The organism is Halorubrum sp. T3, from assembly GCF_000296615.1.
Taxonomy (GTDB): Archaea; Halobacteriota; Halobacteria; order Halobacteriales; family Haloferacaceae; genus Halorubrum; species Halorubrum ruber.
This window is the reverse complement of sequence record NZ_JH815330.1, coordinates 753828-779205: the sequence shown is the minus strand read 5'-3', so window position 1 is coordinate 779205 and position 25378 is coordinate 753828. Positions and strand designations below refer to the sequence as shown.

Genomic DNA, 25378 nt, shown 5'->3' with positions numbered 1-25378 from the left:
CGTTGAAGCACCCACCACCGGAGCCGGCCACCCGCCGAGGAGACCGCGCCGGGGGGAGCTACTCCTCGAGGATGACCGTCACCGGTCGGTCCGCTCCGAGCAGCACCGACTGCGTCGTGCTCCCGAACAGCATCTTGCCGGTCGGGCTCCGGCGCCGCCCGCTCATCGTGATGTTATCGACGTCGAGCTCCTCGGCGACCTCGAGGATCGTCTCCGCGGGGTCGCCGTGTTCGCGCCGCTTCGACGTTTCGACCCCGGCCGCCGCCAGCCGGTCCTCGACGGCGGCGACGGCCTCGGGGTAGTTCTCCTCGTTCCACACGTCCTCGGAGTCGACGCGGCCCCCCTCGCCGCTGACCTCGAACCCCTCGTAGACGTTGAGCAGCACCGCCTCGACCTCGTCGGCGGCGTTCGGAAGCGACGCGACCGCGTCCGCGGCGGCCGGCGCGTGTTCGGTCTCTCCGCCGACCGGCACCAGTACCCGGTACATACCCGTCCCTTCCCGAAACGAGGTAATAAAAGTAGCTGCGGGGGCGCCGGCCGCCTACCGCGTCACCGGCGCAGTGACGGACCCGATCGACTCGACGACCGCCCGCACCTCGTCGCCGGGGTCGATGGGCGCCGCGCCGGGCGTGCCGGTGCTGAAGAGGTCGCCCGGCTCCAGCGTCATCACGTCGGAGTGGAACGAGACGATCTCCGCCGGCGGGAACAGCATGTTCCGGATCTCGTTTTCGGCTCGCACGTCCCCGTTGACCTCGGTCCGCACCGAGAGCTCGTCGAGGTCGACCGGCCCTTCCGGTACCGCGAGCGCGGCGCCGGGGACGAGGAACGTGTCGTAGCTCTTCGCCCGCGTGAGGAAGCGCGGGTTCCGCTGGAGCACGTCCTCGGCGGTCATGTCGATCACGGGGAGAAAGCCCGCGATCACGTCGTCGACCTCGCCCTCGTCGACGTTCCGACAGGTTCGGCCCATCACGACCGCCAGCTCGGCCTCGGCGGTCACCCGTTCGCTCTGCGACTCCGGCGGCAGGCGGATCGGCCCGCCGGGGCCGGTCAGGACCGACCGCGGCTTCATGAAGCTCGCCGGCTCCTCGGGGCGCTGCTCGTCGAGGTCGCCGGCGTGTTCCTCGTAATTCAGGCCGATCCCCCACAGCTTCCCGAACGACTCCAGGGGCGCGCCGAAGGACACGTCCGCCGCCGGGACGGGGTCCGCGGTCGCGTCGGCCACGTCACCGAGGTCGCCCGCGGCAGCCCGCGGGAGCGCGTCGCCGACCGTCTTCAGGTCCGGCTCGACGGCGTCAAGGGGGACGTACCCGTCCTCGCCGCCGAGGAGGGGCTCGCCGGTCGCCGTGCGCGCAAGATACTTCATTGCGAGGTGGCTCCGTTCATCTCACTCCTCCCGGTCCGTCCAGAAGTCGAACGAGCGCCCGGGCGCGAACACGTCGAGGCCGACCGCGCGCTCGTCGCCGGTGTTCTCGACCCTGTGGGGCTCGTTCGACTCCAAGAGGACGGAGTCGTTCTTCTGTAGCGTGACCTCGTCGTCCTCGGAGACGACGGTCAGCTCGCCCTCCAGACAGAGGCACACCTGCTCGTTCTCGTGGTCGTGCATCGGGGAGCTGTGCCCCGGCGGCTTCTCGAACCACTCGAAGGAGAAGCGGTCGCTGCCCGCCATCGACACGCGCCGCCACCCCTCGTCGGGCTCGTACGTCTCCGCCTCGTCGAACGCGACCGGCTTCATAGGTTCGCTCCGGTCGATCCCCCGTCGATGGGGAGGGCGGTGCCGTTGACGTACCCCGACTTCGGCGACGAGAGGAACGCGACCGTGTTACCGAGCTCCATCGGGTCGCCGATGCGCCCGAGCGGGTTCTGCGCCCAGTCGTCGAGCCCCTCCTCGTAGGAGTCGTAGTCGCCGCGCTCGACGGCGGCCTCGACGAGGTCCCGGATCCGGCTCGTCTCGTGCGGGCCCGGCAGGACGGCGTTCGCGCGTACCTCCGGCGCGAACTCCTTCGAGAGGGTCTTCTCTAACCCGATGACGCTCATCCGGACCGAGTTCGACAGCACGAGGCTGTCGATGGCCTCCTTCACGCTGCGGGAGGTGATGTTGACGATGGTGCCGCCGTCGCCCTCCTTGAGGTGGGGATACGACTCTCGCGCCAGGCGAACGACGCTCATCACGAGCAGGTCGTACGCGTGCTGCCAGTCCTCATCGTCGGTGTCGAGGAACGCGCCCGAGGGCGGACCGCCCGCGCTCGTCACGAGGTGGTCGATCGTGCCGAACTCGTCGACGGTCGCCTCCACCAAGGCCGCGACCTCGTCTGCGTCGGTGAGGTCGGCGGAGTGGGCGACGACCTCGCCGGTCGCGACCGCCTCGACCTCCTCTTTCGCGTCCGCCAGCCGCTCCTCGTCGCGGCCGTTGATGACGACGTCGACGCCCTCGCGGGCGAGCGCCTTCGCCGATGCCTTGCCGAGTCCGCTGGACGACGCCGTGACGAGGGCCGCGTTCCCGTCGATCTGTAGGTCCATACCCTATCGGTTCCGCGTATCGGGTGAAAACGTTTTCCTAGAGGCAACTGGAGGTATCGACGAGGAGACACGACGGGTGAGCGGCGCGGTTCGACCGGCGACGCGACCCTACGCGTCCGCGTCGTCGGCCAACCCCTCGATCTCCGCCGTTCCGCCGTCGAATCCGACCGTCTCGCGGCCGACCACTTCCGCCGCCTCGGGGAGGTCGTCGACCACGGCCTCGGAGACGCGGAACTCGCCGAGGTCCTGCGTGTTCCGGATCCAGACGATCCGGACCGTCTCGGGGTCGTACCCGCCCAGCGCCGCCAGCGCGGTCCGGAGCGCGAACTCGTCGTCGGGCGCCACCACGGGGAGCTTCGACTTCGCGAGCGACCCGCTCGTGAGCGCGTTCGCGTACGTCTTCTTCAGGTCGAGCTGGTCGACCGCGCGCTTCCGAGTGAGGTCGGCCAGCCCGATCCCGTTGCCGTTCCCCTTCGTCGCCTCGGTCAGGCCACGCACGTAGATGAGGTCGATGTCCGGCGTTTCGGGGTCGGGCGCGTTGAGGACGCGGTAGCGACCGATGACGTTCGTGTCCATCCCGGCGCCCGAGATCTCCTTGCCGATCTCGTCGACGACGAGCAGGTCTATGTCGTCGATCGGCAGCGTCGGCATCTCGTCGTAGGCGCGCTCCAGCAGCTCCGGCTCGCGGTCGAGGAACGAGCCCGCGGGGACGGCCTCGACGTGGCCGGTCTCCTCTTCGAAGTTCTCGACGAGCGCGATCCCGCCGATCATCGGGGTCTCGCGCTCGATCACGTCGAGCGCCGCCGTCAGCGTCTCGACGTACCCCTCGGCGATCGCCGTCGAGTGGAACGACTTCGCGCCGCGCTGCTTGCCGAGTCCGACGACGGTCATCTTCGCGAGCCCGCTCTCGATCGGCCCGGTGAAGTTGGTGTGGGCCTTCACGCGGTTCACCACGAGCACGGCGTCGGCCGCGAGCGCCGCCTCGGAGAAGTACACCGGCAGGTCGACGTCGCCCACGCTCACCGTCGCCAGCTCCTCGGCCGCCATGCGCGCGTCGATCGGCGCGCCGACGGACTCCTCCGTGATCCCGAGCGCCGCCAGCACCTCGCGCTGCCCCTCGGGGGTCGCGCCGCCGTGGCTGCCCATCGCGGGCACGACGACCGGGTCGAAGCCGCGCTCGGCGACCTCGTCGACGACCGCCGCCGCGACCTCGTCGATGCGATCGATGCCGCGGCTGCCGACCCCGACGGCCACGGTCGCGCCGGCCGGGAGGTCGCCGAGGTCGAGCGCGTCGAGCGACTCGCGGGCCGCCCCGACGGGGTCGTCGAGGCGCTCCGTCCGCGGCTCGTACCGCACCCGCGCGAACTCCGGAAGCGGCTGCGGGTCGATGAGCCCGTCCACGTCGGATCGGTCGGGGAACTCCATGTGGGGGCCCTCGCGCCGCCGGTACAAAAGCTGCGGGTGGGAACACGAGCCGCGACCGAGAGCATTGCCGATACAGCGGTCTACTTGTACCCGTGTGACGCCGCACCACGCATGCAGATAACCGAAGTCGAGTCGTTCCCGATCAAGTTACCGCTGGGGTCTCCCGTCTCCTTCTCCAACCGGACGCTGACTTACCGGGACCACGCGATCACGTACGTGCGGACGGACACCGGCCACGAGGGGGTCGGCTACTCGCTGGGGTACGAGGGGGCCGGCCTCATCGCCGACGCGGTCGAGTCGCTGCTCGAACCGCTGCTCGTCGGCGAGGACCCCCGCGACACCGAGCGCCTGTGGCACGAGATGTACGAGGGGAACGTCCAGATCGGCCGGACAGGCCTCTTCTTGCGCGCCATCTCGACGGTCGACATCGCGCTCTGGGACGTGAAGGCGAAGGCCGCCGACATGCCGCTTCACAAGCTGCTCGGCGGCCACGCCGAGTCGGTGCCGTCGTACGCCAGTGGCGGCTACTACCGCGACGACAAGGGCCACGAGGCGCTCCGCGGCGAGATGCGGCGCTACCTCAACGAGGGCCACGACGTCGTGAAGATGAAGGTCGGCCGCCTCTCGGCCGACGAAGAGGCCGAGCGCGTCGCCGCCGTGCGCGACGAGATCGGCGACGACCGCACCCTGCTGCTCGACGCCAACGGCGTCTGGGAGTCCAGCACCGAGGCGCTCCGCAACTGCCGCGCGTTCGCGCCGTACGACCCGTACTTCATCGAGGAACCCGTGATGATCGACCGCGTCGACACGATGGCCGAGGTGAACGACGGGCTCGACTACCCGGTCGCCACCGGCGAGTTAGAGGGGACGCGCCACAACTTCGCTCGGCTCGCGGACACCGGCGCGGCGACGATCCTCCAGCCCGACGTCACCGTCTGCGGCGGCGTCACGGAGTGGCTGAAGATCGCGAACCACGCCTCGGCGTACGACATCCAGATCGCGCCCCACTACAACTGGAACATCCACGCCTCTCTGCTCGGGGCCATCGAGAACGGGCTCTGGGTGGAGTACTTCTACCGCGACATGGACGTGAAGGCGTTCGACGACGTGGTCGCCGACCCGGTGAAGCCCGGCGACGACGGTACCATCGACCTGCCCGACCGCCCCGGCCACGGCGTGCCACTCGATAAGGACGCGTTGGAGCGGTTCAGAGACGACTGACTCGGCAATACCAGCGAAATACAAACACCACCACACATGCGAGACTACTCAGACCAGATCGACACCCGCGACCCGGACCGAGACGTACAGATCACCGGCCTCGACGCCTGCGTCGTCGAGGGGAACTTCGAGTGGAACCTGATCAAAGTGGAGACGGACGCCGGCGTCACCGGGATCGGTGAGGCGTACCGCGGCGGCGGCGTCCCGGAGCTCGTCGAGTACACGAACCGGTTCCTCGTCGGCGAGAACCCGCTCGACGTCGAGCGATTGGTGCGCTACATCTTCCAGGAGATGTCCGGCCACGGCGGCACGACCGGGAAGGTCGTCACCGCAGCCTCCGGCATCGAGATCGCCCTGCTCGACGCGGCGGGGAAGATCCTCGGGCTCCCCGTCTACCAGCTGCTCGGCTCGAAGTACCGCGACGAGGTGCGGCTCTACTGCGACTGCCACGCCGGCGAGGCGTACGCGGTCGAGGACGGGGCGACTGCCTACGCCGACGCCGAGGCGTACTCCCCCGAGGCGTACGCCGCCGAGGCCGCCCGCGTCACCGACATGGGATTCTCCGCGCTGAAGTTCGACCTCGACCTCCCGGCCGACAACGAGAACGACCCGTACAACGGGCGCTTGACGAACGCGGCGATCCGCGAGAAGAAAGAGATCGTCGCGGCCGTGCGCGAGGAGATCGGGTACGACGTCGACCTCGCCTTCGACTGCCACTGGGACTACTCCGTCGAGAGCGCGAAGCGGCTCGCCGACGAGCTCGCGGAGTTCGACTTGATGTGGTTAGAGGACCTGATCCCGCCGGAGAACATGGACGCCCAGAAGGAGGTGACGAGGGCGACGCGGACCCCGGTCGCGACCGGCGAGAACCGCTTCCGCGTGTTCGAGCTGTCGGACCTGATCTACGACCACGGCGTCGACATCGTCACCCCCGACCCGACGACCGTCGGCGGGCTCACGGAGACGATGCGGATCGCCGACCGCGCGGAGGAGAACTACATGCCGATGTCGCCGCACAACGTCTGTAGCCCGGTCGGGACGATGGCGTGCGTCCACCTCGGCGCCGCGACGCCGAACTTCGACCTCTTGGAGTACCACGCGCTGGAGGTCGACTGGTGGGACGACCTGCTGGCGCGCGACGAGCCGCTGATCGAGGACGGCCGCATCGCGGTGCCGGAGGCGCCCGGGCTCGGGATCGAACTCGACGAGGCCGTCGTCGAGGAGCACCTCCTCGACGGGACCGACGGCTGGGACTGAGGCGCTCTCGGCCGGAATATCTGTTCGGCCACGGTGGCGGCGCGGCCCGCGCTCGGACGGCGGGCCCTCGGATCCGTTCAATCGACTGACGAGACCGCCGATTTCGGTCGAGTGACCGACACAACTATACTTATTTATCCTTGGGATCGCAAGCGATCGTATGCTGGATTACTTCGACATGGAGTCGACCCTGTCCGAGGAGGAGCGCCTGCTCGTCGACTCCGCGCGATCGTTCGTCGACGGCGAGGTCCCGGACATGGGGGACCACTGGATCGAGGGCACGTTCCCCACGGAGCTCATCCCGAAGATGGGCGAGATGGGCTTTTATGCGCCGAACCTCGCCGGGTACGGCCTCCCGAACGTCAGCGAGACGGCCTACGGGCTCCTGATGCGCGAGTTGGAGGCGTGCGACTCGGGGCTCCGGTCGATGGCGAGCGTCCAAGGCGCCTTAGTGATGTACCCGATCCACGCGTTCGGCAGCGACGAGCAGAAAGAGGAGTGGCTCCCGAAGCTCGGCGCTGGCGAGGCGGTCGGCTGTTTCGGACTCACGGAGCCGGAGCACGGCTCGAACCCCTCGGCGATGGAGACGATGGCCGAGCCCGACGGCGACGAGTACGTCCTGAACGGCTCGAAGACGTGGATCACGAACTCCCCGATCGCGGACGTCGCGGTCGTCTGGGCGAAGGACCACGGCGAGGAGGGAACGCCGGTCCGCGGCTTCCTCGTTGAGACCGACCGCGACGGCGTCACGACGAACAAGATCGACGAGAAGCTCAGTCTCCGGGCGTCGATCACGGGCGAGATCAGCCTCCAGAACGTCCGCGTCCCGGCGGAGAACCGCCTCCCCGACGTCGAGGGAATGAAGGGCCCGCTGTCGTGCCTGACGCAGGCCCGCTACGGCATCGCGTGGGGCGCGGTCGGCGCGGCGGCGGACTGCTTCGAGGTGGCACGCGAGTACGCCACCGACCGCGAGCAGTTCGGGAAGCCGATCGGCGGCTTCCAGATGCAACAGGAGAAGCTCGCGGAGATGGCGACGCAGATCACGCTGGCCCAGCTGCTCGCGCACCGGCTCGCGGACCTCAAGGAGGCGGGCGAGATGCGGCCGCAACACGTCTCGATGGCGAAGCGGAACAACGTCCGCACCGCCCGCGACCAGTCGCGGATCGCCCGGGAGATGCTCGGCGGCAACGGGATCACCGCGGACTACTCGCCGATGCGCCACATGACGAACATGGAGACGGTGTACACCTACGAGGGCACCCACGACATCCACACCCTGATCCTCGGCGAGGACCTCACCGGGATCCAGGCGTACCAATAGTTCCGGACGGCTCTCCCCGTTTTCGACGGCCTCGCTTCAGGCGACCTGGTTTCGCAGTCCGTCGTAGTCGCCGGTCTCGGCGACACGTTCGAGGTTCTCGACGAGGACGTCCGCGCGCCGCTCCCAGTACCTCGGCGTGTGGCCCGCGACGTGCGGCGTCAGGAAGACGTTCTCGAACCCCCACAGGTCGTGGTCGCTCGGGAGCGGCTCTGGGTCGGTGACGTCGAGCGCGGCCCCGTGGAGCGTGTTCGACCGGAGCGCGTCCACGAGCGCCGGCGTGTCGATCACGCCGCCGCGCGCCACGTTGACGACGACCGCGTCGGTCGGCAGCGCGTCGAGCTCCGCCTCGCCGATCAGCCCCTCGGTCGTCTCCGTCAGCGGGCAGGCGAGGACGAGCACGTCCGTGCCCGGCAGCACGTCCGGGAGGTCGTCGTAGCCGACCACCTCGTCGGTCGGGCCGCCCTTCGCGACGGTGTGGCGGACCCCGACCGTCTCGACGTCGAACCCCGCGAACCGCTCGACCACGGCCTCGCCGATAGCGCCGAGGCCGACGACCGTCACGGTGCTGCCAGCGAGTTCGGTGAACGACTGGAAGCGGCGCCACTCCCGGCGTCGCTGGCGGCGGCGCCCCTCGTCGAGCCGCCGAGCGAACGTCAGCACCCAGCCGAGCACGTGTTCGGCGATGTTCGGGCCGTGGACGCCCGAGGCGTTCGTCACCGCGACGCCGCGCTCGGCGAGCGCGTCCAGCGGGAGGTGGTCGACGCCGGCGGAGTTACACGCGAACAGCCGGAGACTCTCGGCGGCCGCGACCTCGTCGGCATGGATGTATTTCCCCGCGACGACCGTCGCCTCGCGGAGGTAGCGCTCGTGCTCGTCCAGCGTCGCCGCGAGACGTACCTCGCAGTCGGGGAGCCGCCGGGCGAGTATCTCCTCGTAGTCGGCCGCGGGGATGCCGTGCGCGTCGTGGTCGAGGACGGCGACGTCGATGGCGGACATGGTCGACGCGTCGCGGGCGGCCGACAAAGCTCTCGGGGATCGCGACCATCGAGGCGAGCGAGCCGCCCTACCCCTCGGTCCGGATCGGCGGCGACGCGCTCATCAGGAGCAGGCAGGCGATCCCGACCCCGGCGCCGACGACGCCGGCGCCGACGCCGACCGCGCGGACCGCCGCCTCGAATCCGAGCGGGCGGGTCGCGAGCGCGACGGCGATGCCCATGACCACCGGGGTCGCCGTCGCCGCCGCGCGCCCGCTCCCCTCGCCGAGGCTGACCAGCCCCCCGCGCAGGTCCGGCGGCGGGAGCGCCGTGATGACGCTCCGGTAGATGGAGAGCACGAGCCCGAAGCCGACCCCCATGAGGGCGACGCCGACCGCGGCGACCGCGAGCGACCGGGCGAGGAAGGCGAGCCCGAGCCCCGCCCCCATCGACAGGTTCAGCGCCAGAAGCGGGTAGAGCCGGTCGTCGAACGCCTCGGCGATCCGGCCCGCCTGCGTCGCCGCGAGCGCGTACGTGAGGCTCGCGAGCGCCGCGAGCGCCCCCGCCTCCGCCGGCGTGTGGCCGAGCACGTCGACGACGAGGATCGAGTTGTACGTGAGGAAGCCGAACCACGCGACGTTCGCGCTCCCGCGGGCGACGACCATGGTCCACGCGCGGCGCTGCGCGACGAGCCCGCGCATGTCGCCGAGCTGCGCCCGGATCCCGGCCTCGCCTCCCTCGCCCGCCTCGTCTCCCACGCCGCCCGCCTCGTCTCCCACGCCGCCCGCCTCGTCGAGCGGCTCCTCGAAGTACAGGTAGACGACGGCCGCGATCGGGAAGGCGACGGCGTACAGCAGGAACGGGTACTGCCACGCCATCCCGACGAGCACCCCGGCGGCGAGCGGGAACGCCGTCTGGGAGAGCCCCGAGCCGGTGAACCGGAGGCCCTGGGCGGTCGCCTCCTTCGTGCCCGCGTACAGGTCGCCGAGGCTGGTGATGATGATCGGCGTGAGCGCGGCGAAGCCGATCCCCTGGAGCGCGCGTAAGGCGAGCGCCGCGCCGAACGTCGAGACGAAGGCGATGGCGGTCCCGGTGAGTCCGAACCAGACGAGCCCGAAGAGCAGGACGGGCCGCCGGCCGTACCGGTCGGAGACGACGCCGGCGATCGGGATCACGAATATCGACGGCGCGGTGAACGCCGACATCATGAGGCCGATGTTCGCCGTGGAGGCGCCGAGCGGCTCGACGAGGCTGCCCAGCACCGGCGAGAGGAGCGCGGTGCCGAGCGGCGGGAGGACGTTGATCAGCAACAGCAGCTGGAAGGGCCGCTCCCGGACGATCCCCGAGTCGGCGCCCGCGATCGACGAGGGCGATACCACGGCTACCCGCACACCGTCGTCCGAATTAAAGCTACGCGTCGGCGAAGGGGGCGGCGAAGGGAGCGGCGCGCCGGGGCGCGCGGCTGTGGGTCAGAACAGCCCGGCGAGGAACCCGACTCCCATGAGGACGAGGACCGCCGCGGAGAACGCCGGGAGGTACGGCGTGAACCGCTCGACGCGCTCTCTGGAGCGGTGGTAGCCCGCGATGAGCAGCATGGTGAGTCCGACGATGCCCGCGATGACGGTGAGCGCGTAGGCGCTCATCAGCTCGAGGCAGTAGCTCGACCCGGCGCACAGCGCGATGATCTCGAACTCCTCCTCGTGGGCGAACCCGAGGACGAACGCGAACCACGCGATGCCGAGGAGGCCCCGGTCGGCGCTCTCGTCGAAGCTCCCGTGCGAGTGGGAGTGGCCGCCGACGAACGGGAGAGCGCTCTTCAGGCGGGCGAGGCGTCCGTCGGAGCCGTCGTGGTCGTGTGAATGGTTGTGGTCGTGGTGTTCGTGTCCGTCATGGCGGTGGTCGTGATGATTATGCCCGTCACGGCTGTGGTCGCGGTGGTCGTGCCCGTCATGGCCGTGGTCGTGATGGTCATGCCCGTCGTGGTGACCGTGACTCCCTTCCGAGTCGTGGTCGTGCGCCTCGCCGGGAGTCCCGTGAGAGTGGCCGTGGCGGTACTCGCGGACGCCGAGCCCGATCAGCAGGGCGCCGGCCACGAGGCTGACCGGCCCGCCGATCTGGACGCCGCCGAGCACCGTGATCGGTTCGTTGACCTGCGTGAGATCGAAGTAGCTCTTCGCGTAGAAGAAGACAGCAACCATCGCGATGCTGCTGACGAGGTGGCCCAAACCGATGATTAGACTCGCCGTGAACCCGTACAGCCACTTGTTGGTCTGATCGAGCGCGTAGGAGGCCGCGACCGGCCAACCGTGCCCCGGTTCGATACCGTGGACCGCGCCGAGGAGGACCGCGCCCGCGAGCGGCCCGAACAGTTCGCTTGGGAGCATCGTTGTTCGAGGGTCGGGAACGGGGCCGTTTAGCGGTTGTTAGTACCGAACCGGAGGGATCGTAATACGGAGCCTCTTGTGTCCCCGGGTCCGAAGGCGGGCTAATGAGAACGAGTTTCAACATCCCCGACGAGCTGGTCGCGGAGTTCGACCGCGTGTGGCGAGACGAGGGGATCGAGAACCGCTCGCGGGCGGTGCGGGAGGCGATGCTGGAGTTCGTCGAGTCGCACTCGCGGCTCGAAGACACCTCGGGCGAGGTCGTCGCGCTCGTCGGCTTCGACTACCGCCACCACGACGTCATCCGGGAGCTTCACGGCGCCCAACACGAGTACCAGGACGTGATCCTCAACACGAGCCACACCCATCAGGGCGAGTGGTGTCTCGAATCGCTGTTCTGCCGCGGAGACGCAGCGCGCGTCCGCGAACTGACGTACCGGCTCCGCGACTTCGACGCCGTTCGCCGGGTGAAGGTGATGCTGATCCGCGACGGCGACGAGTAGCCCGCCGTCCGCGTGGGTCGTCGGACGCGAAACGACCAACTGTTCGATTTCGTCTCCGGTCGGCGCTACCGGACGTGTTGGCTCGCGATGTACAGCAGGTACGCCGTTCCCGTCGATCCCAGCAGCGTCAGCAGCCAGCTCACGAGCGTTCCGGCGTACTTGCGCGTGTCGACGCCGGCGCCCGCGCCGGCGAACCCGCAGCCGGCGATGCTGTTGATGATGATGTGGTTGTACGAGATCGGCACGCCGAGCGTGTTGGCGATGATCTGAACCATCGGGATCGCGGTCAGAAGCACTGCGAGCGAGGTCCGCTGGCCAAGGCTGGCGTACTGTCGCCCGACGGCCTGGAGCATGACGGGGCTCTTCGTCCACGCACCTACCATGATGCCGAGTCCCCCAAAGGCGATCAGCGGCAGGATCCCGACGCCGAGGTCGCTGACGGTCCCGACGAGCGGCCCCACCGCCAGCCCCACCTGACTGCCACCGCCGATGAACGAGAACACGATCCCGCCGAATAGGACCGCGTTCTCGACCCAGCGGTCCATCCGGTCCGACACCGGCACATACCGACGAATGAGGGTGACCAGTCCGTACGCGACGAACACGGCGGCGATACCGGAGGCGATCCACGAGGTGACAGTGAGCGACCAGTAGTCGAGGTTCGGGCTGTATCCCGCCGCCAGCCCGACCCCGGCGATCGCGCCGAAGGTCGAGAACGCGACGGGGATCGAGTGTTCGAAGTAGATCCCGAGGCCGACGTACAGCCCGATGACGATCAGAGCGATCGTCCCCATCTCGAAGGAGACAGGTCCGGAGACGATCTCGGTCCCGACCCCCCGCGTCACCGCCGTGCCCTGGGCCACGGCGCCGACGAACCCGACGAGTCCGACGAGGAACGCGCCCCGGAGCACCCCCGTCGAGTTGGCCCCGACCGCCGGCGCCATGGAGACGGAGACGCTGCTCGCGCCGGTTACGGCCGCGACGGCGAACGAGACGACGAACGCGCCGGTCAGAAGTAGCACCGACACCACGTAGTTGCCCGCGGCTCAGTATGGGCGAGTGTAAAGCGTAACGAAACCGTCGGCGCTCGACCGCCAACGGTTTCAGCGAGGAACCGAACTCCCCCACGCCGGATCGGGCGACGCAACGTGCCGCCGAGGGCCCGCGAGACGTTCGTGTCGGGCCGTCGGAGCCGACCACGAACTCACAATGGGAACCGAGACCACCGGGGACTCTCCCCCTGACCGAATCGTGGAGAAAACCGTCCGCTCGCCGTGGGTCGACCCACCGAAGGAGGCCGTTCCGGAGGCGCTGTCGACCGCGCGATCGGTGTTCAGCCCGAGCGACGACACGTAAGAGAGCGCGTCCGCGAAGCGGTCGCGGCGATCCGCACGCCGGCCGCGTCCCTCATTCTTTCGCCGACCGACCGTCCGAGAGTCCCGACAGCAGCCCTCCGCTGGGCGTCGACGGGGGTGTGAGAGCGTTCCCGCCCTCCCGGTTTTCCCGCTGCTCCACTTTGTTCAGATATCTGAAATAAATAATATCTTCTGCAACTTCTACGAGAGGTCCGTGGGTAATAGTGGGCAATACATATTAGCAGCGGGTCCGTGCCATTCCTCGATGAAAGTCGACGCGACAGACCTCAAGACGAGCGAGGCGGACGACCGGGGTCGAGTGTATCTCGGCACCGAGTACGCGAACAAGCGCGTGACCGTCGCCGTCGTCGAGGTCGAGTCCGACCGGCCGGACGACGACGAGCTGGCAGCAGCCTATCGGGAGGCCTCCGAGAGCGCGGAGACGCTCACCGAGGAATGGAGCGGAACGTCCGACGAAGCGTGGGAAGGCCTCGATGAGTGACGGCACGGACGTGCGACGGGGCGACGTGGTAATCGTTCGGCTTGACCCCGCCGAAGGACACGAGATGAAGAAGACGCGGCCGGCCGTGGTCGTTCAAAACGATATCGGAAACCGAAACTCCAGCACGACCATCATCGCGCCCGTCACGGGCACCTACCGCGAGTATCCGTTCGAGGTGTTCGTCGAGGCGGACGGGTCACCGCTCGAAACGGACTCGTCAATTCGGCTCGACCAGATCCGAACCGTTTCGGTTCCGAAACGGATTCACTCGGTCGTCGGTTCACTCGACGGACCCACGATGGCTGACGTCGACGAGGCACTAAAACTGAGTCTCGACCTCGACTGAGCTACCGGCTCTCGCGCTGTTCTACCTTGTTCAACTCGATCAGCAGGCGAAAAATCGCCTTCACGAGGTTGGCGTCCACGTCGAAGCGCTCGGCGTTTTCGCCGGCGCGCTCCATCACGCGCTCCTCCTGTCCCTCGTCGGTTGTCGGGAGGTCGCGTTCGTCTTTCACGGCCGCGACCGTGTCGGCGACGTACGTCCGGCGGGCGATCAGTTCGACTATCTCGCGGTCGATGTCCTCGATCTCGCGTCGCAGTTCGTCGAGGCTTCGGTCCTCGGTGTTGGGTGTGTCGCTCATTGGTAGGTGGTGGGGTCGGTCGGTGATCCGCTCATGGGTGCTCACTCGACGGCCGCGCCGTCGTTTCTGGTTGTCGTTCGACGCAGCGTTCCGGGGCGGTCGCCCCACGCGTCGGCGACCGCGTCGAGGTCGGTCTCGGGGTCGTTTGGGTCCGCGACGGCGACGACGCTCGGGCCGGTACCCGACAGCGACACCGCGGTCGCGTGCGGCATCGCCTCGACCGCGGGGTCGGCGTCGAAGCCGAGCGCGGCCGAGAACGCCAGCCCGTTCACCGTCATCGCCTCGCCGTACCGGCCGTCGAGCGCGAGGTCGGCGACGAGGTTGGCCATCGGCGCCACGGCCCGACAGCGCGCCACGTCGGCGTCGGCCGAGTACGCCCGCTCCGGCGGCGTCCAGACGAGCACGTTCCAGTCGATGGTCTCTCGCGCGCGCAGTTCGTCCGCGTCGTTGTCGGTGACGGTGACGCCGCCGAGCATCGACGCGGTCGCGTCGTCGAACGCGCCCGTGACGGTGACGCCGGCCTCGCGGGCCGCGCGCACGCCGAGCCGGCAGGCCTCCAGGCGGGTGACGTCGACCGCGGGGCCGTCCGGGTCGTCGCCGACCGCGTCGTCAGTTGCGCGGCCGTCGTCGCCGACCGCGTCGTCACTTGCGCGGCCGCCGTCGCCGACCGCGAGCCCGAGCGCGTCGCAGGTCGCGAGGACGGTCGCGTTCGCGGCCGCGCTGGAGCTTTTGAGCCCGGCCGCCAGCGGCACGTCGCTGTCGGTCCGGACGCGACCGCCCTCGCCGTCGCCCCAGCGTTCGGTCGTGAGCGCGACGCAGCGCTCGATCAGGTCGGTGTCGGCGTCGGCGTCCTCGGCGATCTCCCCGTCGACCCCGTCGGCCGCGGGGTCGAGTTCGACCGTCGCGCGCGTCTCGACGTCGATGCCGAAGGCGGCGCCCGTGCCGGTCGCGAGCGCGTTCAACACCGTCCCGGCGCCGAGCGCCGCCGCCCGTCCCTCCATGGGTTCACGGCTCGCGAGCGCAGATAAAGAGGTAGCGATCACGGCGAGTCTCTCTCCCGGGCGGACCGCGGTCGCGAGTCCCGGCACCGCCTCAGATCGGTTCCGCGCGCCTGACGGCCGCGTCGACGACGTAGCGGTCGGGTTCGGGGCGGACACCGGTCCGCCGGCTCGGGAACGTGATCTCCACGTCGAAGCGGCGCGGGCGCGACCCGTCGAACCGGTCGTCGCCGGTGAACCTCTCGGTGTCGTACTCGAACCCGACCGCCTCGCGCTCGTCGGTCCCCGCGGGCGTCGCGTACGCGTCGACCCGGAACTCGACGACGCCGTACTCGAACCGTCCCGCGTTCTCGACGGTCAAGCGAGCCCGGACGGTCGTCCGTCCCCCGCCCTCGTCCACTCCCAGGACTGTCGCGTCGGTGACGACGAGCCCTGATCCGTCGGGACCGACCTCGTCGGGCGTCGTCTCGCTCTCGCCGTCGGACCCGTCTCCGTCGCTTCCCGCGCCGCCGTCCGATCCGCTCCCGTCGCCGTCGTCATCTCCTGTATCACTTTCGTTCGCTCCGTCGTCCGTCTGTCGGGTGTCGGGTCCTCCCTCCTCCTCCGATGTCACCAGGCAGCCGGCGAGCAGGCCGACTGCGCCGACCGCGAGGACGCCCCGCCGCGACGCGCGTCGGATCGGTCTGTCGGGACGGTCGGCGCGGTCGGACTCCGGTCCGTCTCGGTCGGCGGTCATCGCATCACCGTCCCGAGAACGCCGGTCGATGCGCCGACGGCGCCGGCGACGAACGCGGTCGCGAGCGTCGGCAGGGCCGCGTCCGCGAGCCCGTGCGCCTGCGTCGCGGCGTCGCCCTGCGAGACGACGATCACCGTGACCGCGATCAGCCCGTACGCCAGCGCGCCGAGGCCGGTCCCGAGCCCACAGGTCGTCGCCGCGGCGGAGACGCTGCGGGAGCGCGAGCCGACGAGGACCCCGAGGACGCCGGCCAGCGGGACGGCGGAGACGAGGACGGTCGCGGTCGCGGCGAGGTACGACTGCGCGACGAACACCGGGCCGAACCGCGCGGTCTCGCCGGTCGCTGCGGTCGCGAGCGCCGCCTCCGCCCAGCCCGTCGCGGCCGCGCCGACGATACCGACGCCGGCGCCGACGAGGGCGAACACCGCGGCCACGAGACCGATCTGGTTGGCGTTCACGCGCCGGTCACCCACCCGTGCCGTAATCGGCCGTGCCAGCCGACCCGCTCCTCCCAGGCGTCGCCGGAGAAGCCGGTCGCGAGCAGGAACTCCCCCGCCCGGACGAGGTAGCCGTACTGGACGCCGGCGTGCTCGTCGAAGCCGTACCGTTCGCCCTCCGCCTCGCGGTGGTAGAACCGGTACCAGGCGGTCGGGCCGGCGTCGGTCTCGGAACCGTCCTCCTCCGTTGAGGCGTTCCCGCTGAAGTCGGAGCCGGCCAGGGTCGCCTCGGGGTCGATCGGCGCGCGGCCCTCCGTCGCGCCCTCGTCAAGCGCTGCGGACAGCCGCGCCGCGGCGGTCTCGGCGTCCGGGTATCGCTGAACGTGGACGGGGACACCGTCGAGTTCGCGGGCCCAGTCCTCGAACGCCTCTCGACGGCGGTTCCCCAGCGGCGGGCGGTCCGCGAACGCGACGAACAGCTCCTCGACGCGGTCTTCCGGCTGGGGGATCGGGCCGAGGCGAGCGCGCAGTTCTCGTTGTCGCTCGGAGGCGAACGCGTCGCCGTAGATCCGCGGGATCCGGTCGCGGTCGACCTCGTCGCGGTCGTACGGCCGGTGCGCGAACGTCGAGAAGCCGCGGCTCGCGACGGCGATCTCGACGAGCGTCCCGCCCGTGACGCGGCCGCGCTCGGGGTCGTCCGGCGGCAGCGGCGCCAGCAGCCGGCGGAACAGCCGGTTGTGAATCGGGTTTCGAGAGAACTCCTCCTCGACGTAGATGGAAGTACCAATGCTGGCGAGGTCGGTACGCATCCGGTCGAGTTCCTCCAGCGCGCGGTCGACGTCGTCCCGGGGAGCGAAGTCTCGGAGGACCCCGACGTGGCGGTCGACCCGGGCGCGGATCCGGGGGCCGGGCGAGAAGTGCGGTTCGAGGGCCTCGGCCGCGCGGTCGGCGGCGGTCTCGCCCGCGGCCGCGACCGCGTCGACCTGTTCGGCCGTGATTTCAGCCTCCTCGTCGACGGTCGCGCGGACCGACCGGACGTTCGCGACCGCGTCGGCGACCGCGTCGCGGTAGGTCGCGACAGCCTCCGGGTACTCCGTCGCGAACCACACCGCGTCGTCGACGACCGCGCGGGTCGCGTCCGCGAGCGCGGCGTTCACCGCCGGCGGGTCGCCGTCGGTCTGCTCTGGCGGGTCGTCGGGAGGGGCGTCTCCGGGCGGGTCGCCGTCAGGGTCGTCCCCGTCGCCCGGCGCGTCGGCGTCCTCCGGGTCGTCGGGGTACTCGACGCCCTCGACGCCGAGACACCCGGCGGTCCCGACGAGGGCGGCGCCGACGCCCAGAAGCGTCCGTCGCGTCCGTTCCATGACACGCACTCCCCGCGGCAGGAACTTAAATGTGGTACGCCGATTCTCGCGGCTGAGGCCGCCCCAGCGGTCCGGCGGTCGGCCGACTCACCGGGCGGTGCGTCGGGAGCGACCCCCGAGCGCGTCCCTTTTGAGGCCGGCACTCCGAGCGTCGCGTATGTCCGCGCCAACGCGCAGCGACGTGCCGCCGACGTCGATCGGCGTCGACCTCCGCGAGGAGGGCGTCGTCGTCGAGTACCTCGACGGCCGGACGACCCTCTACCGGGGCGTCCCCGAGTCGGCCGAGGGATCGGTGACCGCCGGCCCCGGCAAGGAGACCCACGTCCTCGTCACCGACCCCACGGAGACGGAGGGCGTGATGACGTACGTGAACGACTACAAGACCGACGACGAGATCTTAGAGGAGTCCGGCGTCGGCCGCGTCATCGTCGAGGACGGCGAGCGCGACGAGGTGTTCCCCGGCGTGATCGTCGGGCGCGACGGCCAGCGCAACGAGGTCGTCGCCGACCCGGAGGTCGCCGGCGGGCGCGTGTTCGTCTTCGTCGAGGACGGCTGGACCGAGGGGAGCTACGAGATCGTCGAGGGCCCCGAGGACGGCCTCGACGCGCACCGGTGACCGCGCCGCAGTCACGGAAATGAGCCTCGCGAAACCCTGGCGCGACCTCGACCGGTCGACGGTCGGGAGCGCGCCCGATCGCTACGCACTCTACGAACTCGGCGACGCCGACGGCGACACGGTCGGCTTCGGCACGGGCGTCCTCCGCGACGAGCTGAAGGAGGCGCTCGCGTACGGCGACGCCGCGAAGGTGCGGTGGGAGCTCGCCGACTCACCCGACCACGCCGAGCGGCTGCTCGCGGACCACGTCGAGGAGTGACGGGCTCGCCCGTCTCGGCCCCACCCCCTCCCGAACGTGCGGGAACGACCGACAGACGAAAGTCCCGCGACCGCCGAGGGAGCGACATGAGCGACGAGGCCGACGGCGACGAGGCCGCGACGGACGGCGGCGACGAGGTACTCCGCGCCAGCGACATCGGCGGCGAGGGGCCGCCGATCGAGGAGAAGCCGTACAAGATCGTCTTCGAGGCGAACAAGTGCTTCGGGGCGGGGAAGTGCGCGGAGGTCGCGGACAACTGGGCGATGGACGTCGTGAGCGGGATGGCGAAGCCGGAGGCGTACTACATCGGCGAGGAGGACCTCGAAGAGAACGTCGCTGCGGCCGAGGCGTGTCCGGCCAAGAAGGACGCGGGCGTGATTCACGTCGTCGACCGCCGGACCGACGAGGAGATCGCGCCGGACCCACACGGCGACGGGACGCTCTCGGTCGACTGGTAGGGATTTTCGAAAGGGGTTTCACCCCGCCGCCGGTAGCGGAATCCGCGCGGGGGTGGCTGAGCCTGGCCAAAAGCGGCGGACTTAAGATCCGCTCCTGTAGAGGTTCGAGGGTTCGAATCCCTTCCCCCGCATGCTGTCGCGAGCAACTCGCGAGCGACAGCATTCGGCACAGAAGGGTTTCGAACCCAGAGAGTCGCAGCCCGGACCGGCGAGCGGAGCGAGCCGCACGCCCGGACCGTCTTTCGTTGGTTCGAATCCCTTCCCCCGCATATCGCGGCGCTCACACATCGTGAGCGCCGCGTCTCGGATTAGAAGGGATTTGAACCAGGGAGCGGGAGGTGAGCGAGCGGAGCGAGCGAACGGGAGCGACTGAGGTTCGAATCCCTTCCCCCGCACTCCTGCGGCGAGCAGTTGATGAGCGACAGCCACGGCCATTTATAAACCCGTGCGGTGGCGCGTGCCTCCGAGCGCCCACCGGGCGCGAGGAGCACGCGCGAGGGAGTCGGTGGTCCGGAGCGAAGCGGAGGACCACCGACGAGGCTGGGGAGGCGTGAGGTGCGGTGCCGTGCGGGGCGGGACTCAAAGGGGCAGTCGGGAGGCGGGCGCAGGCGACGCAAGCACCGCAGGGAGCGAGCAACGCGAGCGACCGAGGAGCACAGCGAGCGTGCGCCCGCCTCCCGACTGGGGCTTTGGCGGTGTTCTCCAGCGATCCGTTAGCGACGACGTAGTGCCGAGCGACTGGGGCTTTGGCGGGGTCTACTGCCGATCCGCGATCAACTATTTATAAACGAGTGACTGCCTCTTTGGAGATATTTGCTGCCAATCTCCTCGCAATCATTTATAAACCATCGCCGGGAAGTCTGAGAATATCACCGCGACCCCGGTGACATCGATCCGTCCCGATCAACAGCAGAACATGAACGGGTAGACCAAGGCGACGCGGTCCCCCTCCTCCAGTTCCGTGTCGAAGCCGTTCTCGTTCTCGTTGAAGTGGCCGTTGACGAGGATCCGAGCGTACGCGATGGTCTGCTCGCCGACCGGGTTCTTCGACCACGTGCCCGGCAGCTCCTCCGGCGTCGGCGCCCAGCCGCTGTGGGTCGCGTCGGACTCCGACTCCGCGATCAGCATGTCCTGGAGCTGCGGGTACTCCTCGAACAGCTCGTCTAAGAACGCGCGGAGCGTGTCGCCCTCGAAGGTGTACTCGAACTCGTACACGTCCAGCTCCGTGCGCACGTGGCCGGTACACCGGACGGTGACGGTCGTCTCCGCCTCGGTCGCGGTCGCGTCCGCCTCTGGTCCGCCGGTCTCCGCCTCGGGCGGGTCGGTCATCTCGCTGGTTTGGGCCATGTACGAGCGTACGCGGCCGTTCCGGGTAAGCCGGGTTACGAACATGTTCGCGGGGGCCCCGCCCGACGGTGACGCTTCCGGGCGTCGGGAATCCGACCGAACATGTTGCCGCTAAGCGCATAGGACGTCTCGACGGGACGTTCGCACATGCGACTCACGAGGAAGACGATAGCGAAGGTGATCGTCGCGGCGTTCCTGCTCAACCTGGTCGTGATGGGCGCCGGGGCGTGGTTCGCGTATCAGGAGGCGCCGCCGATACCCGACGAGGTCGTCGGCCCCGACGGCGAGACGGTCGTCACGGGGGCCGAGGTCCAGGACGGGAAGGCGGCGTTCCAGCAGTACGGGCTGATGAACCACGGGTCGATCCTCGGCAACGGGGCGTACTACGGCGAGGACTACACCGCCGAGACGCTGGAGCTGAAGACCGAGCACATGCGCGAGTACTACGCCGACGCCGAGTACGGCGCGGCGTACGAAGAGCTCGACTCGGGACAGCAGTCGCGGATCGACGCGCTCGTCCGCGACGAGCTCGACGCGTCGCACGACGGGAGCGACACCGTCCGGTACTCGGCCGCCGAGCTGTACGCCCACGAGCGGGTGCGCGAGACGTACGTCGAGCGCTACCACGAGGGCGACCACGACCGCGGCGTCCCGGTCGAGATGATCGGCTCGGCGGAGGAGGCCGAGGACTTCGCCGACTTCGCGCTGTGGACCGCGTGGTTCTCGCACACCGACCGGCCGAACGCCGACCACTCGTACACCAACGAGTGGCCCTACGCGCCCGGCGCCGGCAACGACGCCGCCGGCTCCGCGATGATCTGGAGCGTGATCGCGATGGTGTTACTCGTCGGCGCCGCGGGCGCGGCGATCCTCCTCTACAAGTCGGTGAAGCTCCCCGAGCCGTCCTCGGCGGGGATCTCGGTGCCCGAGCCGGGCGACGTGAGCGTCTTCCCGAGCCAGCGCGCCGCGCTCCGCTTTATTCCGATCGCGGCGGGGCTGTTCATGGCGCAGGTGCTGCTCGGCGGCCTGCTCGCGCACTTCTACATCGAGCGGGCCGGGTTCTTCGGGATCGAGCAGGTGTTCGGGATACACATCCTCCAGCTGCTCCCCTTCTCCATCGCGAAGACGTGGCACATCGACCTCGGCATCCTCTGGATCGCGTCGACGTGGCTCGGCGCCGGCCTGTTCCTCCCGCCGCTGCTCACCGGCCACGAGCCGAAGCGGCAGGGGACGTACGTGAGCGTCCTGCTCGGCGCGCTCGTCGTCGTCGTGGTCGGCGGCATGGGCGGCATCTGGCTCGGCGCGAACGGCTACCTCCCGGGCGAGCTCTGGTGGCTGCTCGGCAACGAGGGGCTCGAATACCTCGAGGTCGGGAAGGTGTGGCAGGCCGGCCTGCTCGCCGGGTTCATCCTCTGGGCGGTTCTCGCGATCCGCGGCCTCAAGCCGCTGCTCGACCGCGAGCCGCCCTACGGGCTCGCGCACATGATCCTCTACGCGGGCGGCTCGATCACCCTACTGTTCGTCGCCGGGTTCATGTTCACGCCGTCGACGAACATCGCCGTCACAGAGTTCTGGCGGTGGTGGGTCGTCCACATGTGGGTCGAGGGCGCCTTCGAGTTCTTCATCGTCGCCATCATCGGGATCACCCTCGTCTCGATGAACCTGCTCAGTCGCCGCAGCGCGGAGAAGGCGGTGATGCTCCAAGCCCTCCTCGTGATGGGGACCGGCGTCATCGGCGTCTCGCACCACTACTGGTGGATCGGGATGCCCGACTACTGGGTGCCGATCGGGAGCGTCTTCTCGACGTTGGAGCTGCTCCCGCTGATCTTCATCCTCTACGAGGCGATCGGCCAGTACCGCGCGATGCGCGAGACCGGCTTCCCGTACACGCTCCCGTTCATGTTCATCGTCGCCAGCGGGGTGTGGAACTTCGTCGGCGCGGGCGTGCTCGGCTTCTTCATCAACCTCCCGCTGATCAACTACTACGAACACGGGACGTACCTCACCGTCGGCCACGCGCACGCCGCGATGTTCGGCGCGTTCGGCTTCCTCGCGCTCGGCATGGTGACGTACATGCTCCAGCTGTCGATCGACCCCGAGCGCTGGGACGCCTCGTGGCTCCGCGCGTCGTTCTGGTGTTGGAACGTCGGGCTCGCGCTGATGGTGTTCGTCTCCGTCCTCCCGGTCGGCTTCCTCCAGCTCGACGTGGCGTTCACGGAGAGCTACGCCGCGGCGCGCAGCCTCGCGTTCTACGAGCGGGACATCGTCCAGACGCTGTTCTGGGCGCGGCTCCCCGGCGACACGCTGATCATCGCCGGGACGGCCATCTACGTCACCGACCTGATCCGCAAGCGGTTCGTCCTCCGCGCGTCGGAGGACGACCCCAGCGTCGACGACATGGCGGTCGCGGAGGGGATCGTGAGCGACGACTGACCGGTCGAGTTCGGCGGCCGTCGCGCCGGTCGGTCCGACAATCGCCGACCCTCCTCGGTCGGCTCCGCACGGATATCACCGGGGTTTAACAGGGACCGCAATTTACGAAAGCGCAGACTAATTAGCGTCGGGAGAGGCCGCCGAATGCTCCCCTCGCGGATCGCGATCATGAACACCTACTCATCGTCACGGGAGTGGTCGACGTGGTAGAACACACTCGAACGCTCGATTTCAAGATCGCCTTCGCGATCGGGCTCGGAACGATGATCGCGGCGGGGATCTTCTCGCTTTCGGGCGCCGCCGTCGCCCGGATCGGGTCGAGCGCCGTGATCTCCTTCGTCATCGCCGCGGTGATCGCCGGGATCACGGCAGCCGCCTACTCGGAGTTCGCCTCGATCTACTCGGAGAACGGCGGCGGCTACCTGTTCGTCTCTCGGACGTTCGAGGGCCGGGACCTCCTCACGTACGGGATCGGGGCGTCGCTGTTCCTCGGGTACACCGGGACGACGGCCTTCTATCTCGCGACGATGGACGAGTGGTTCGTCCGATTCATCATCCCCGAATCGCTCGGCTGGCTGCCGCACGGGACCGCGGGCGTAGCGGCCGCGGTCCTCCTCGGCGTCCTGAACAGCCGGGGAACCGAGGAGTCGGGGACGTTCCAGCTCCTGGTCTCGGGCGCGAAGGTCGCCGTGCTCTTCGCGTTCATCGCCGGGGCGCTCGCGTTCCGCGGCCCCACGGCCGCCGTGGACACCTTCGCGGCGCAGTTCTCCGCGGACGTCGTCGGCATCCTCTCGGTCGCGGCGCTGGCGTTCATCACCTTCTTCGGGTTCTCGGCGATCGCGGCGAGCGCCGGGGAGATAATCGAACCCCGCAAGACCGTCCCGCGAGCGATCGCGGCGAGCATCGTCTCGGTCACAATCCTGTACGCGCTGGTGATCGTCGCGATGACCAACTCGCCGGTGCCGCCCGAGGTGATCGCGCGGGAGGGCGAGACGGCCATGGGACGGGTCGCGGCGGGGTTCCTCGGTCCCGTCGGGCAGTCACTGATCGTCGCCGGCGCGGTCTTCTCGATGGTGTCCGCGTCGAACGCGTCGATCCTCGCGGCGTCGTCGATCGGGTCGCTGATGGGCCGGCAGGGGCAGGCCCCGCGGCCGTTCGCCCGCATCCATCCGGAGTACAGCACGCCGTTCTGGAGCGTGACCACCGCGACGGGGGTGATCGTCACGCTGATCGTCACGTTCATCGCGGTGTTCCCCGCCGAGGACGGGCTGGCGGGTATCGACCTCGGGCTCAACGCGCTCACCGGGTTCGCGACGCTGAACCTGCTGCTCCCGCTCGCGGTCGTCAACGTCGCGCTGATCGTCCACCGGCGGCGGTTCGAGGATATCGAGCGCGGCTTCCGGGTTCCGGGCGTCCCCCTCGTGCCGCTGGTCGGGGTCGTCGCGAACCTCGGGCTGGTGTACAACCTCCCGCGGCGGGGCGTCGCGGTCGGACTGCTGCTGTCGGGGGTGCTGGTCGTCGCCTACCTCGTCTGGGGCGGTGCCCCCGGTGTCGAGGACCTCATTCGGGAGGTGCCGGGGTCCGAGACCGCCGCGGCGGCCGACGAGGGGGTATCCGAAGAGGCGGCGCCCGACGAGCCGGCGGCCGACGAGCCGGCACCCGACGAGCCGGCACCCGACGAGCCGGCACCCGACGAAACCCCCGCCTCCGGCGGGGCGGCGGTCGACGAGGGAGACGCGGGGCCGTTCCGGGTACTGATCCCGGTCGCGCGCCCGGAGAACGCCGTGAGATACCTCCAACTGGCGGACGTGCTCGCGTCTGGGAGCGACCGCGACGTGTCCGTCACCGTCCTCACCGTGACGCAGATCCCGGAGCAGACGCCCCACGAGGTCGTCAGCGACATCGCCACCGACCGAGCGGACCGTATCACCGAGGTGCTGGCGGCCGACGACCACCCCGTCGAGTACACGGTGACCGCCCACACCTGCCGGAACATCGCGTTTGACATCAACAATACCGCCCGGAATCAGGGGGCCGACCTGATCTTGATGGGATACCCCGAGGAGAGCGAGGAGATCACCAGAGGGGTCGAGTACGGCGCCCCCTGCGACGTCGTCTTCACGAGCGGGTACGAGGGCGAGACGGTCGAGACGGTGAACGTGGGCGCCGGCGGCGGTCCACACCACCGCGCCGCGCTGTCGGTCGTTCGAGTGCTGGGCCGACAGGGGGCGAACGTGAACGTCATCACGGTCGATCCCGGCGGCGAGGAGCCGCCGGAGGACCCGGCGACGACCGTGTCCGAACTGAACGGCGTCGAGGACCTCCGCGTGATGAACGTGGAGGCCGGGACGATCGCCGACGGCCTGGTCGACACGGCCGCCGAGGCCGGCGGGCTCCTCGTGATCGGGGCGTCGCGCGACAGGCGCTTCCGCCAGTGGGTGTTCGGGAGCACGCCCGACGCGGTGATTCAGACCGCACGGGCGGCGGACGTCCCGGTGATCGTCTACGCGAGTCAGAGCGGCGTCTACGAGCGGTTCGAAGATTACCTCTTCCCGGTCTACCGGTTCCTGCGCCGGCTGGTCCGGCGTCGCGGGGCGACCCCCGACCGAAGCCCGCTCGAACAGTGACCTCCCCCG

At 69.6% G+C, this 25378-nt stretch carries 26 protein-coding genes and 1 tRNA gene; 12 read left to right on the top strand and 15 right to left on the bottom strand.

Annotated features, from left to right (window positions below):
- Window positions 1-58 precede the first annotated feature (58 nt).
- The 5 genes from B378_RS0113005 to B378_RS0112985 all read right to left on the bottom strand — a co-directional run bounded on the left by B378_RS0113005 (window position 59) and on the right by B378_RS0112985 (window position 3942).
- The gene (locus B378_RS0113005; RefSeq protein WP_017344208.1) at window positions 59-487 is read right to left on the bottom strand and encodes a universal stress protein; all 429 of its coding nucleotides are present in this window, start codon (window positions 485-487) and stop codon (window positions 59-61) included.
- A 54-nt stretch (window positions 488-541) separates the two neighbouring features.
- A complete protein-coding gene (locus B378_RS0113000) occupies window positions 542-1363 on the bottom strand; it encodes a fumarylacetoacetate hydrolase family protein (protein WP_017344207.1) in 822 nt (273 codons plus the stop codon).
- A 21-nt stretch (window positions 1364-1384) separates the two neighbouring features.
- Window positions 1385-1732, bottom strand: coding sequence for a cupin domain-containing protein (locus B378_RS0112995; RefSeq protein ID WP_017344206.1), 348 nt, complete (start codon window positions 1730-1732; stop codon window positions 1385-1387).
- Complete coding sequence (locus B378_RS0112990; RefSeq protein ID WP_017344205.1) at window positions 1729-2517, bottom strand: SDR family oxidoreductase; 789 nt, start codon at window positions 2515-2517, stop codon at window positions 1729-1731. The genes B378_RS0112995 and B378_RS0112990 overlap by 4 nt, the downstream gene beginning before the upstream one ends.
- A gap of 108 nt (window positions 2518-2625) precedes the next feature.
- A complete protein-coding gene (locus B378_RS0112985) occupies window positions 2626-3942 on the bottom strand; it encodes a DUF362 domain-containing protein (protein ID WP_017344204.1) in 1317 nt (438 codons plus the stop codon).
- 111 nt (window positions 3943-4053) lie between these two features.
- Here B378_RS0112985 and B378_RS0112980 point away from each other — a divergent pair, with 111 nt between their 5' ends.
- The 3 genes from B378_RS0112980 to B378_RS0112970 all read left to right on the top strand — a co-directional run bounded on the left by B378_RS0112980 (window position 4054) and on the right by B378_RS0112970 (window position 7741).
- The gene (locus tag B378_RS0112980; protein ID WP_017344203.1) at window positions 4054-5163 is read left to right on the top strand and encodes a mandelate racemase/muconate lactonizing enzyme family protein; all 1110 of its coding nucleotides are present in this window, start codon (window positions 4054-4056) and stop codon (window positions 5161-5163) included.
- 36 nt (window positions 5164-5199) lie between these two features.
- On the top strand, window positions 5200-6420 hold the full coding sequence (locus B378_RS0112975) for a mandelate racemase/muconate lactonizing enzyme family protein (protein ID WP_017344202.1): 1221 nt from the start codon (window positions 5200-5202) through the stop codon (window positions 6418-6420).
- Between the two features lie 160 nt (window positions 6421-6580).
- Complete coding sequence (locus B378_RS0112970) at window positions 6581-7741, top strand: acyl-CoA dehydrogenase family protein (protein ID WP_017344201.1); 1161 nt, start codon at window positions 6581-6583, stop codon at window positions 7739-7741.
- Between the two features lie 36 nt (window positions 7742-7777).
- Here the strand turns inward: B378_RS0112970 and B378_RS0112965 are convergent, their stop codons facing one another.
- From B378_RS0112965 to B378_RS0112955, 3 genes are all read right to left on the bottom strand, one after another.
- On the bottom strand, window positions 7778-8737 hold the full coding sequence (locus B378_RS0112965; protein ID WP_017344200.1) for a D-2-hydroxyacid dehydrogenase: 960 nt from the start codon (window positions 8735-8737) through the stop codon (window positions 7778-7780).
- 67 nt (window positions 8738-8804) lie between these two features.
- Window positions 8805-10094: an MFS transporter gene (locus tag B378_RS0112960; RefSeq protein ID WP_017344199.1), complete on the bottom strand. Its 1290-nt coding sequence runs from the start codon at window positions 10092-10094 to the stop codon at window positions 8805-8807.
- A 90-nt stretch (window positions 10095-10184) separates the two neighbouring features.
- Window positions 10185-11099, bottom strand: a complete 915-nt coding sequence (locus B378_RS0112955; RefSeq protein WP_017344198.1) for a hypothetical protein — start codon at window positions 11097-11099, stop codon at window positions 10185-10187.
- Window positions 11100-11203: 104 nt separating this feature from the next.
- Here B378_RS0112955 and B378_RS0112950 point away from each other — a divergent pair, with 104 nt between their 5' ends.
- The gene (locus B378_RS0112950) at window positions 11204-11599 is read left to right on the top strand and encodes a CopG family ribbon-helix-helix protein (RefSeq protein WP_017344197.1); all 396 of its coding nucleotides are present in this window, start codon (window positions 11204-11206) and stop codon (window positions 11597-11599) included.
- 65 nt (window positions 11600-11664) lie between these two features.
- Here the strand turns inward: B378_RS0112950 and B378_RS0112945 are convergent, their stop codons facing one another.
- Window positions 11665-12621 carry an inorganic phosphate transporter gene (locus B378_RS0112945; protein WP_155118218.1) on the bottom strand — a complete coding sequence of 319 codons (957 nt, stop codon included), beginning with the start codon at window positions 12619-12621 and terminating at the stop codon, window positions 11665-11667.
- 598 nt (window positions 12622-13219) lie between these two features.
- On the opposite strand from B378_RS0112945, the gene B378_RS0112935 reads away from it, so the two are divergent.
- Window positions 13220-13456 (top strand): hypothetical protein, encoded by a 237-nt coding sequence (locus B378_RS0112935; RefSeq protein WP_017344194.1) that lies wholly within the window; start codon window positions 13220-13222, stop codon window positions 13454-13456.
- Complete coding sequence (locus B378_RS0112930) at window positions 13449-13802, top strand: type II toxin-antitoxin system PemK/MazF family toxin (protein WP_026046287.1); 354 nt, start codon at window positions 13449-13451, stop codon at window positions 13800-13802. Before B378_RS0112935 ends, B378_RS0112930 begins: the two co-directional genes overlap by 8 nt.
- A gap of 1 nt (window position 13803) precedes the next feature.
- On the opposite strand, the gene B378_RS0112925 is transcribed toward B378_RS0112930, so the two are convergent.
- The 5 genes from B378_RS0112925 to B378_RS0112905 all read right to left on the bottom strand — a co-directional run bounded on the left by B378_RS0112925 (window position 13804) and on the right by B378_RS0112905 (window position 17629).
- Window positions 13804-14097 carry a chorismate mutase gene (locus B378_RS0112925; protein WP_017344192.1) on the bottom strand — a complete coding sequence of 98 codons (294 nt, stop codon included), beginning with the start codon at window positions 14095-14097 and terminating at the stop codon, window positions 13804-13806.
- A 41-nt stretch (window positions 14098-14138) separates the two neighbouring features.
- Window positions 14139-15098, bottom strand: coding sequence for a shikimate kinase (locus B378_RS0112920; protein WP_017344191.1), 960 nt, complete (start codon window positions 15096-15098; stop codon window positions 14139-14141).
- Between the two features lie 91 nt (window positions 15099-15189).
- Window positions 15190-15831 carry a hypothetical protein gene (locus tag B378_RS0112915; protein WP_017344190.1) on the bottom strand — a complete coding sequence of 214 codons (642 nt, stop codon included), beginning with the start codon at window positions 15829-15831 and terminating at the stop codon, window positions 15190-15192.
- A complete protein-coding gene (locus B378_RS0112910) occupies window positions 15828-16289 on the bottom strand; it encodes a hypothetical protein (protein ID WP_017344189.1) in 462 nt (153 codons plus the stop codon). Before B378_RS0112910 ends, B378_RS0112915 begins: the two co-directional genes overlap by 4 nt.
- Window positions 16286-17629, bottom strand: coding sequence for a hypothetical protein (locus B378_RS0112905; RefSeq protein WP_017344188.1), 1344 nt, complete (start codon window positions 17627-17629; stop codon window positions 16286-16288). The genes B378_RS0112910 and B378_RS0112905 overlap by 4 nt, the downstream gene beginning before the upstream one ends.
- A gap of 157 nt (window positions 17630-17786) precedes the next feature.
- Here B378_RS0112905 and B378_RS0112900 point away from each other — a divergent pair, with 157 nt between their 5' ends.
- The 4 genes from B378_RS0112900 (at window position 17787) to B378_RS0112885 (ending at window position 19093) form a co-directional block, all read left to right on the top strand.
- On the top strand, window positions 17787-18245 hold the full coding sequence (locus tag B378_RS0112900) for a DUF5796 family protein (RefSeq protein ID WP_017344187.1): 459 nt from the start codon (window positions 17787-17789) through the stop codon (window positions 18243-18245).
- Between the two features lie 19 nt (window positions 18246-18264).
- Entirely contained in the window at window positions 18265-18504 is a 240-nt protein-coding gene (locus B378_RS0112895; protein ID WP_017344186.1) for a hypothetical protein, read from the top strand.
- An 86-nt stretch (window positions 18505-18590) separates the two neighbouring features.
- Complete coding sequence (locus tag B378_RS0112890) at window positions 18591-18962, top strand: ferredoxin (RefSeq protein WP_017344185.1); 372 nt, start codon at window positions 18591-18593, stop codon at window positions 18960-18962.
- 46 nt (window positions 18963-19008) lie between these two features.
- A tRNA-Leu gene (locus B378_RS0112885) sits at window positions 19009-19093 on the top strand.
- A 772-nt stretch (window positions 19094-19865) separates the two neighbouring features.
- Here B378_RS0112885 and B378_RS0112880 read toward each other — a convergent pair.
- Window positions 19866-20309: a MoaD/ThiS family protein gene (locus B378_RS0112880; RefSeq protein ID WP_017344184.1), complete on the bottom strand. Its 444-nt coding sequence runs from the start codon at window positions 20307-20309 to the stop codon at window positions 19866-19868.
- 147 nt (window positions 20310-20456) lie between these two features.
- Here B378_RS0112880 and B378_RS0112875 point away from each other — a divergent pair, with 147 nt between their 5' ends.
- Together B378_RS0112875 and B378_RS0112870 are read left to right on the top strand one after the other, a co-directional pair.
- A complete protein-coding gene (locus B378_RS0112875; protein WP_017344183.1) occupies window positions 20457-22742 on the top strand; it encodes a nitric-oxide reductase large subunit in 2286 nt (761 codons plus the stop codon).
- Between the two features lie 203 nt (window positions 22743-22945).
- A complete protein-coding gene (locus tag B378_RS0112870) occupies window positions 22946-25369 on the top strand; it encodes an amino acid permease (RefSeq protein WP_026046286.1) in 2424 nt (807 codons plus the stop codon).
- Window positions 25370-25378: the final 9 nt, after the last annotated feature.

Bases quoted from the DNA above. Each gene is read 5' to 3' on its own strand.
- B378_RS0112980 (WP_017344203.1), top strand. From the start codon at position 4,054: ATGCAGATAACCGAAGTCGAGTCGTTCCCGATCAAGTTACCGCTGGGG.
- B378_RS0112975 (WP_017344202.1), top strand. From the start codon at position 5,200: ATGCGAGACTACTCAGACCAGATCGACACCCGCGACCCGGACCGAGAC.
- B378_RS0112895 (WP_017344186.1), top strand. From the start codon at position 18,265: ATGAGCCTCGCGAAACCCTGGCGCGACCTCGACCGGTCGACGGTCGGG.
- B378_RS0112950 (WP_017344197.1), top strand. From the start codon at position 11,204: ATGAGAACGAGTTTCAACATCCCCGACGAGCTGGTCGCGGAGTTCGAC.
- B378_RS0112920 (WP_017344191.1), bottom strand. From the start codon at position 15,098: ATGGAGGGACGGGCGGCGGCGCTCGGCGCCGGGACGGTGTTGAACGCG.
- B378_RS0113005 (WP_017344208.1), bottom strand. From the start codon at position 487: ATGTACCGGGTACTGGTGCCGGTCGGCGGAGAGACCGAACACGCGCCG.
- B378_RS0112880 (WP_017344184.1), bottom strand. From the start codon at position 20,309: ATGGCCCAAACCAGCGAGATGACCGACCCGCCCGAGGCGGAGACCGGC.
- B378_RS0112990 (WP_017344205.1), bottom strand. From the start codon at position 2,517: ATGGACCTACAGATCGACGGGAACGCGGCCCTCGTCACGGCGTCGTCC.
- B378_RS0112995 (WP_017344206.1), bottom strand. From the start codon at position 1,732: ATGAAGCCGGTCGCGTTCGACGAGGCGGAGACGTACGAGCCCGACGAG.
- B378_RS0112875 (WP_017344183.1), top strand. From the start codon at position 20,457: ATGCGACTCACGAGGAAGACGATAGCGAAGGTGATCGTCGCGGCGTTC.
- B378_RS0112900 (WP_017344187.1), top strand. From the start codon at position 17,787: ATGTCCGCGCCAACGCGCAGCGACGTGCCGCCGACGTCGATCGGCGTC.
- B378_RS0112915 (WP_017344190.1), bottom strand. From the start codon at position 15,831: ATGACCGCCGACCGAGACGGACCGGAGTCCGACCGCGCCGACCGTCCC.
- B378_RS0112955 (WP_017344198.1), bottom strand. From the start codon at position 11,099: ATGCTCCCAAGCGAACTGTTCGGGCCGCTCGCGGGCGCGGTCCTCCTC.
- B378_RS0112905 (WP_017344188.1), bottom strand. From the start codon at position 17,629: ATGGAACGGACGCGACGGACGCTTCTGGGCGTCGGCGCCGCCCTCGTC.
- B378_RS0112925 (WP_017344192.1), bottom strand. From the start codon at position 14,097: ATGAGCGACACACCCAACACCGAGGACCGAAGCCTCGACGAACTGCGA.
- B378_RS0112985 (WP_017344204.1), bottom strand. From the start codon at position 3,942: ATGGAGTTCCCCGACCGATCCGACGTGGACGGGCTCATCGACCCGCAG.
- B378_RS0112970 (WP_017344201.1), top strand. From the start codon at position 6,581: ATGCTGGATTACTTCGACATGGAGTCGACCCTGTCCGAGGAGGAGCGC.
- B378_RS0112890 (WP_017344185.1), top strand. From the start codon at position 18,591: ATGAGCGACGAGGCCGACGGCGACGAGGCCGCGACGGACGGCGGCGAC.
- B378_RS0112935 (WP_017344194.1), top strand. From the start codon at position 13,220: ATGAAAGTCGACGCGACAGACCTCAAGACGAGCGAGGCGGACGACCGG.
- B378_RS0112965 (WP_017344200.1), bottom strand. From the start codon at position 8,737: ATGTCCGCCATCGACGTCGCCGTCCTCGACCACGACGCGCACGGCATC.
- B378_RS0113000 (WP_017344207.1), bottom strand. From the start codon at position 1,363: ATGAAGTATCTTGCGCGCACGGCGACCGGCGAGCCCCTCCTCGGCGGC.
- B378_RS0112930 (WP_026046287.1), top strand. From the start codon at position 13,449: ATGAGTGACGGCACGGACGTGCGACGGGGCGACGTGGTAATCGTTCGG.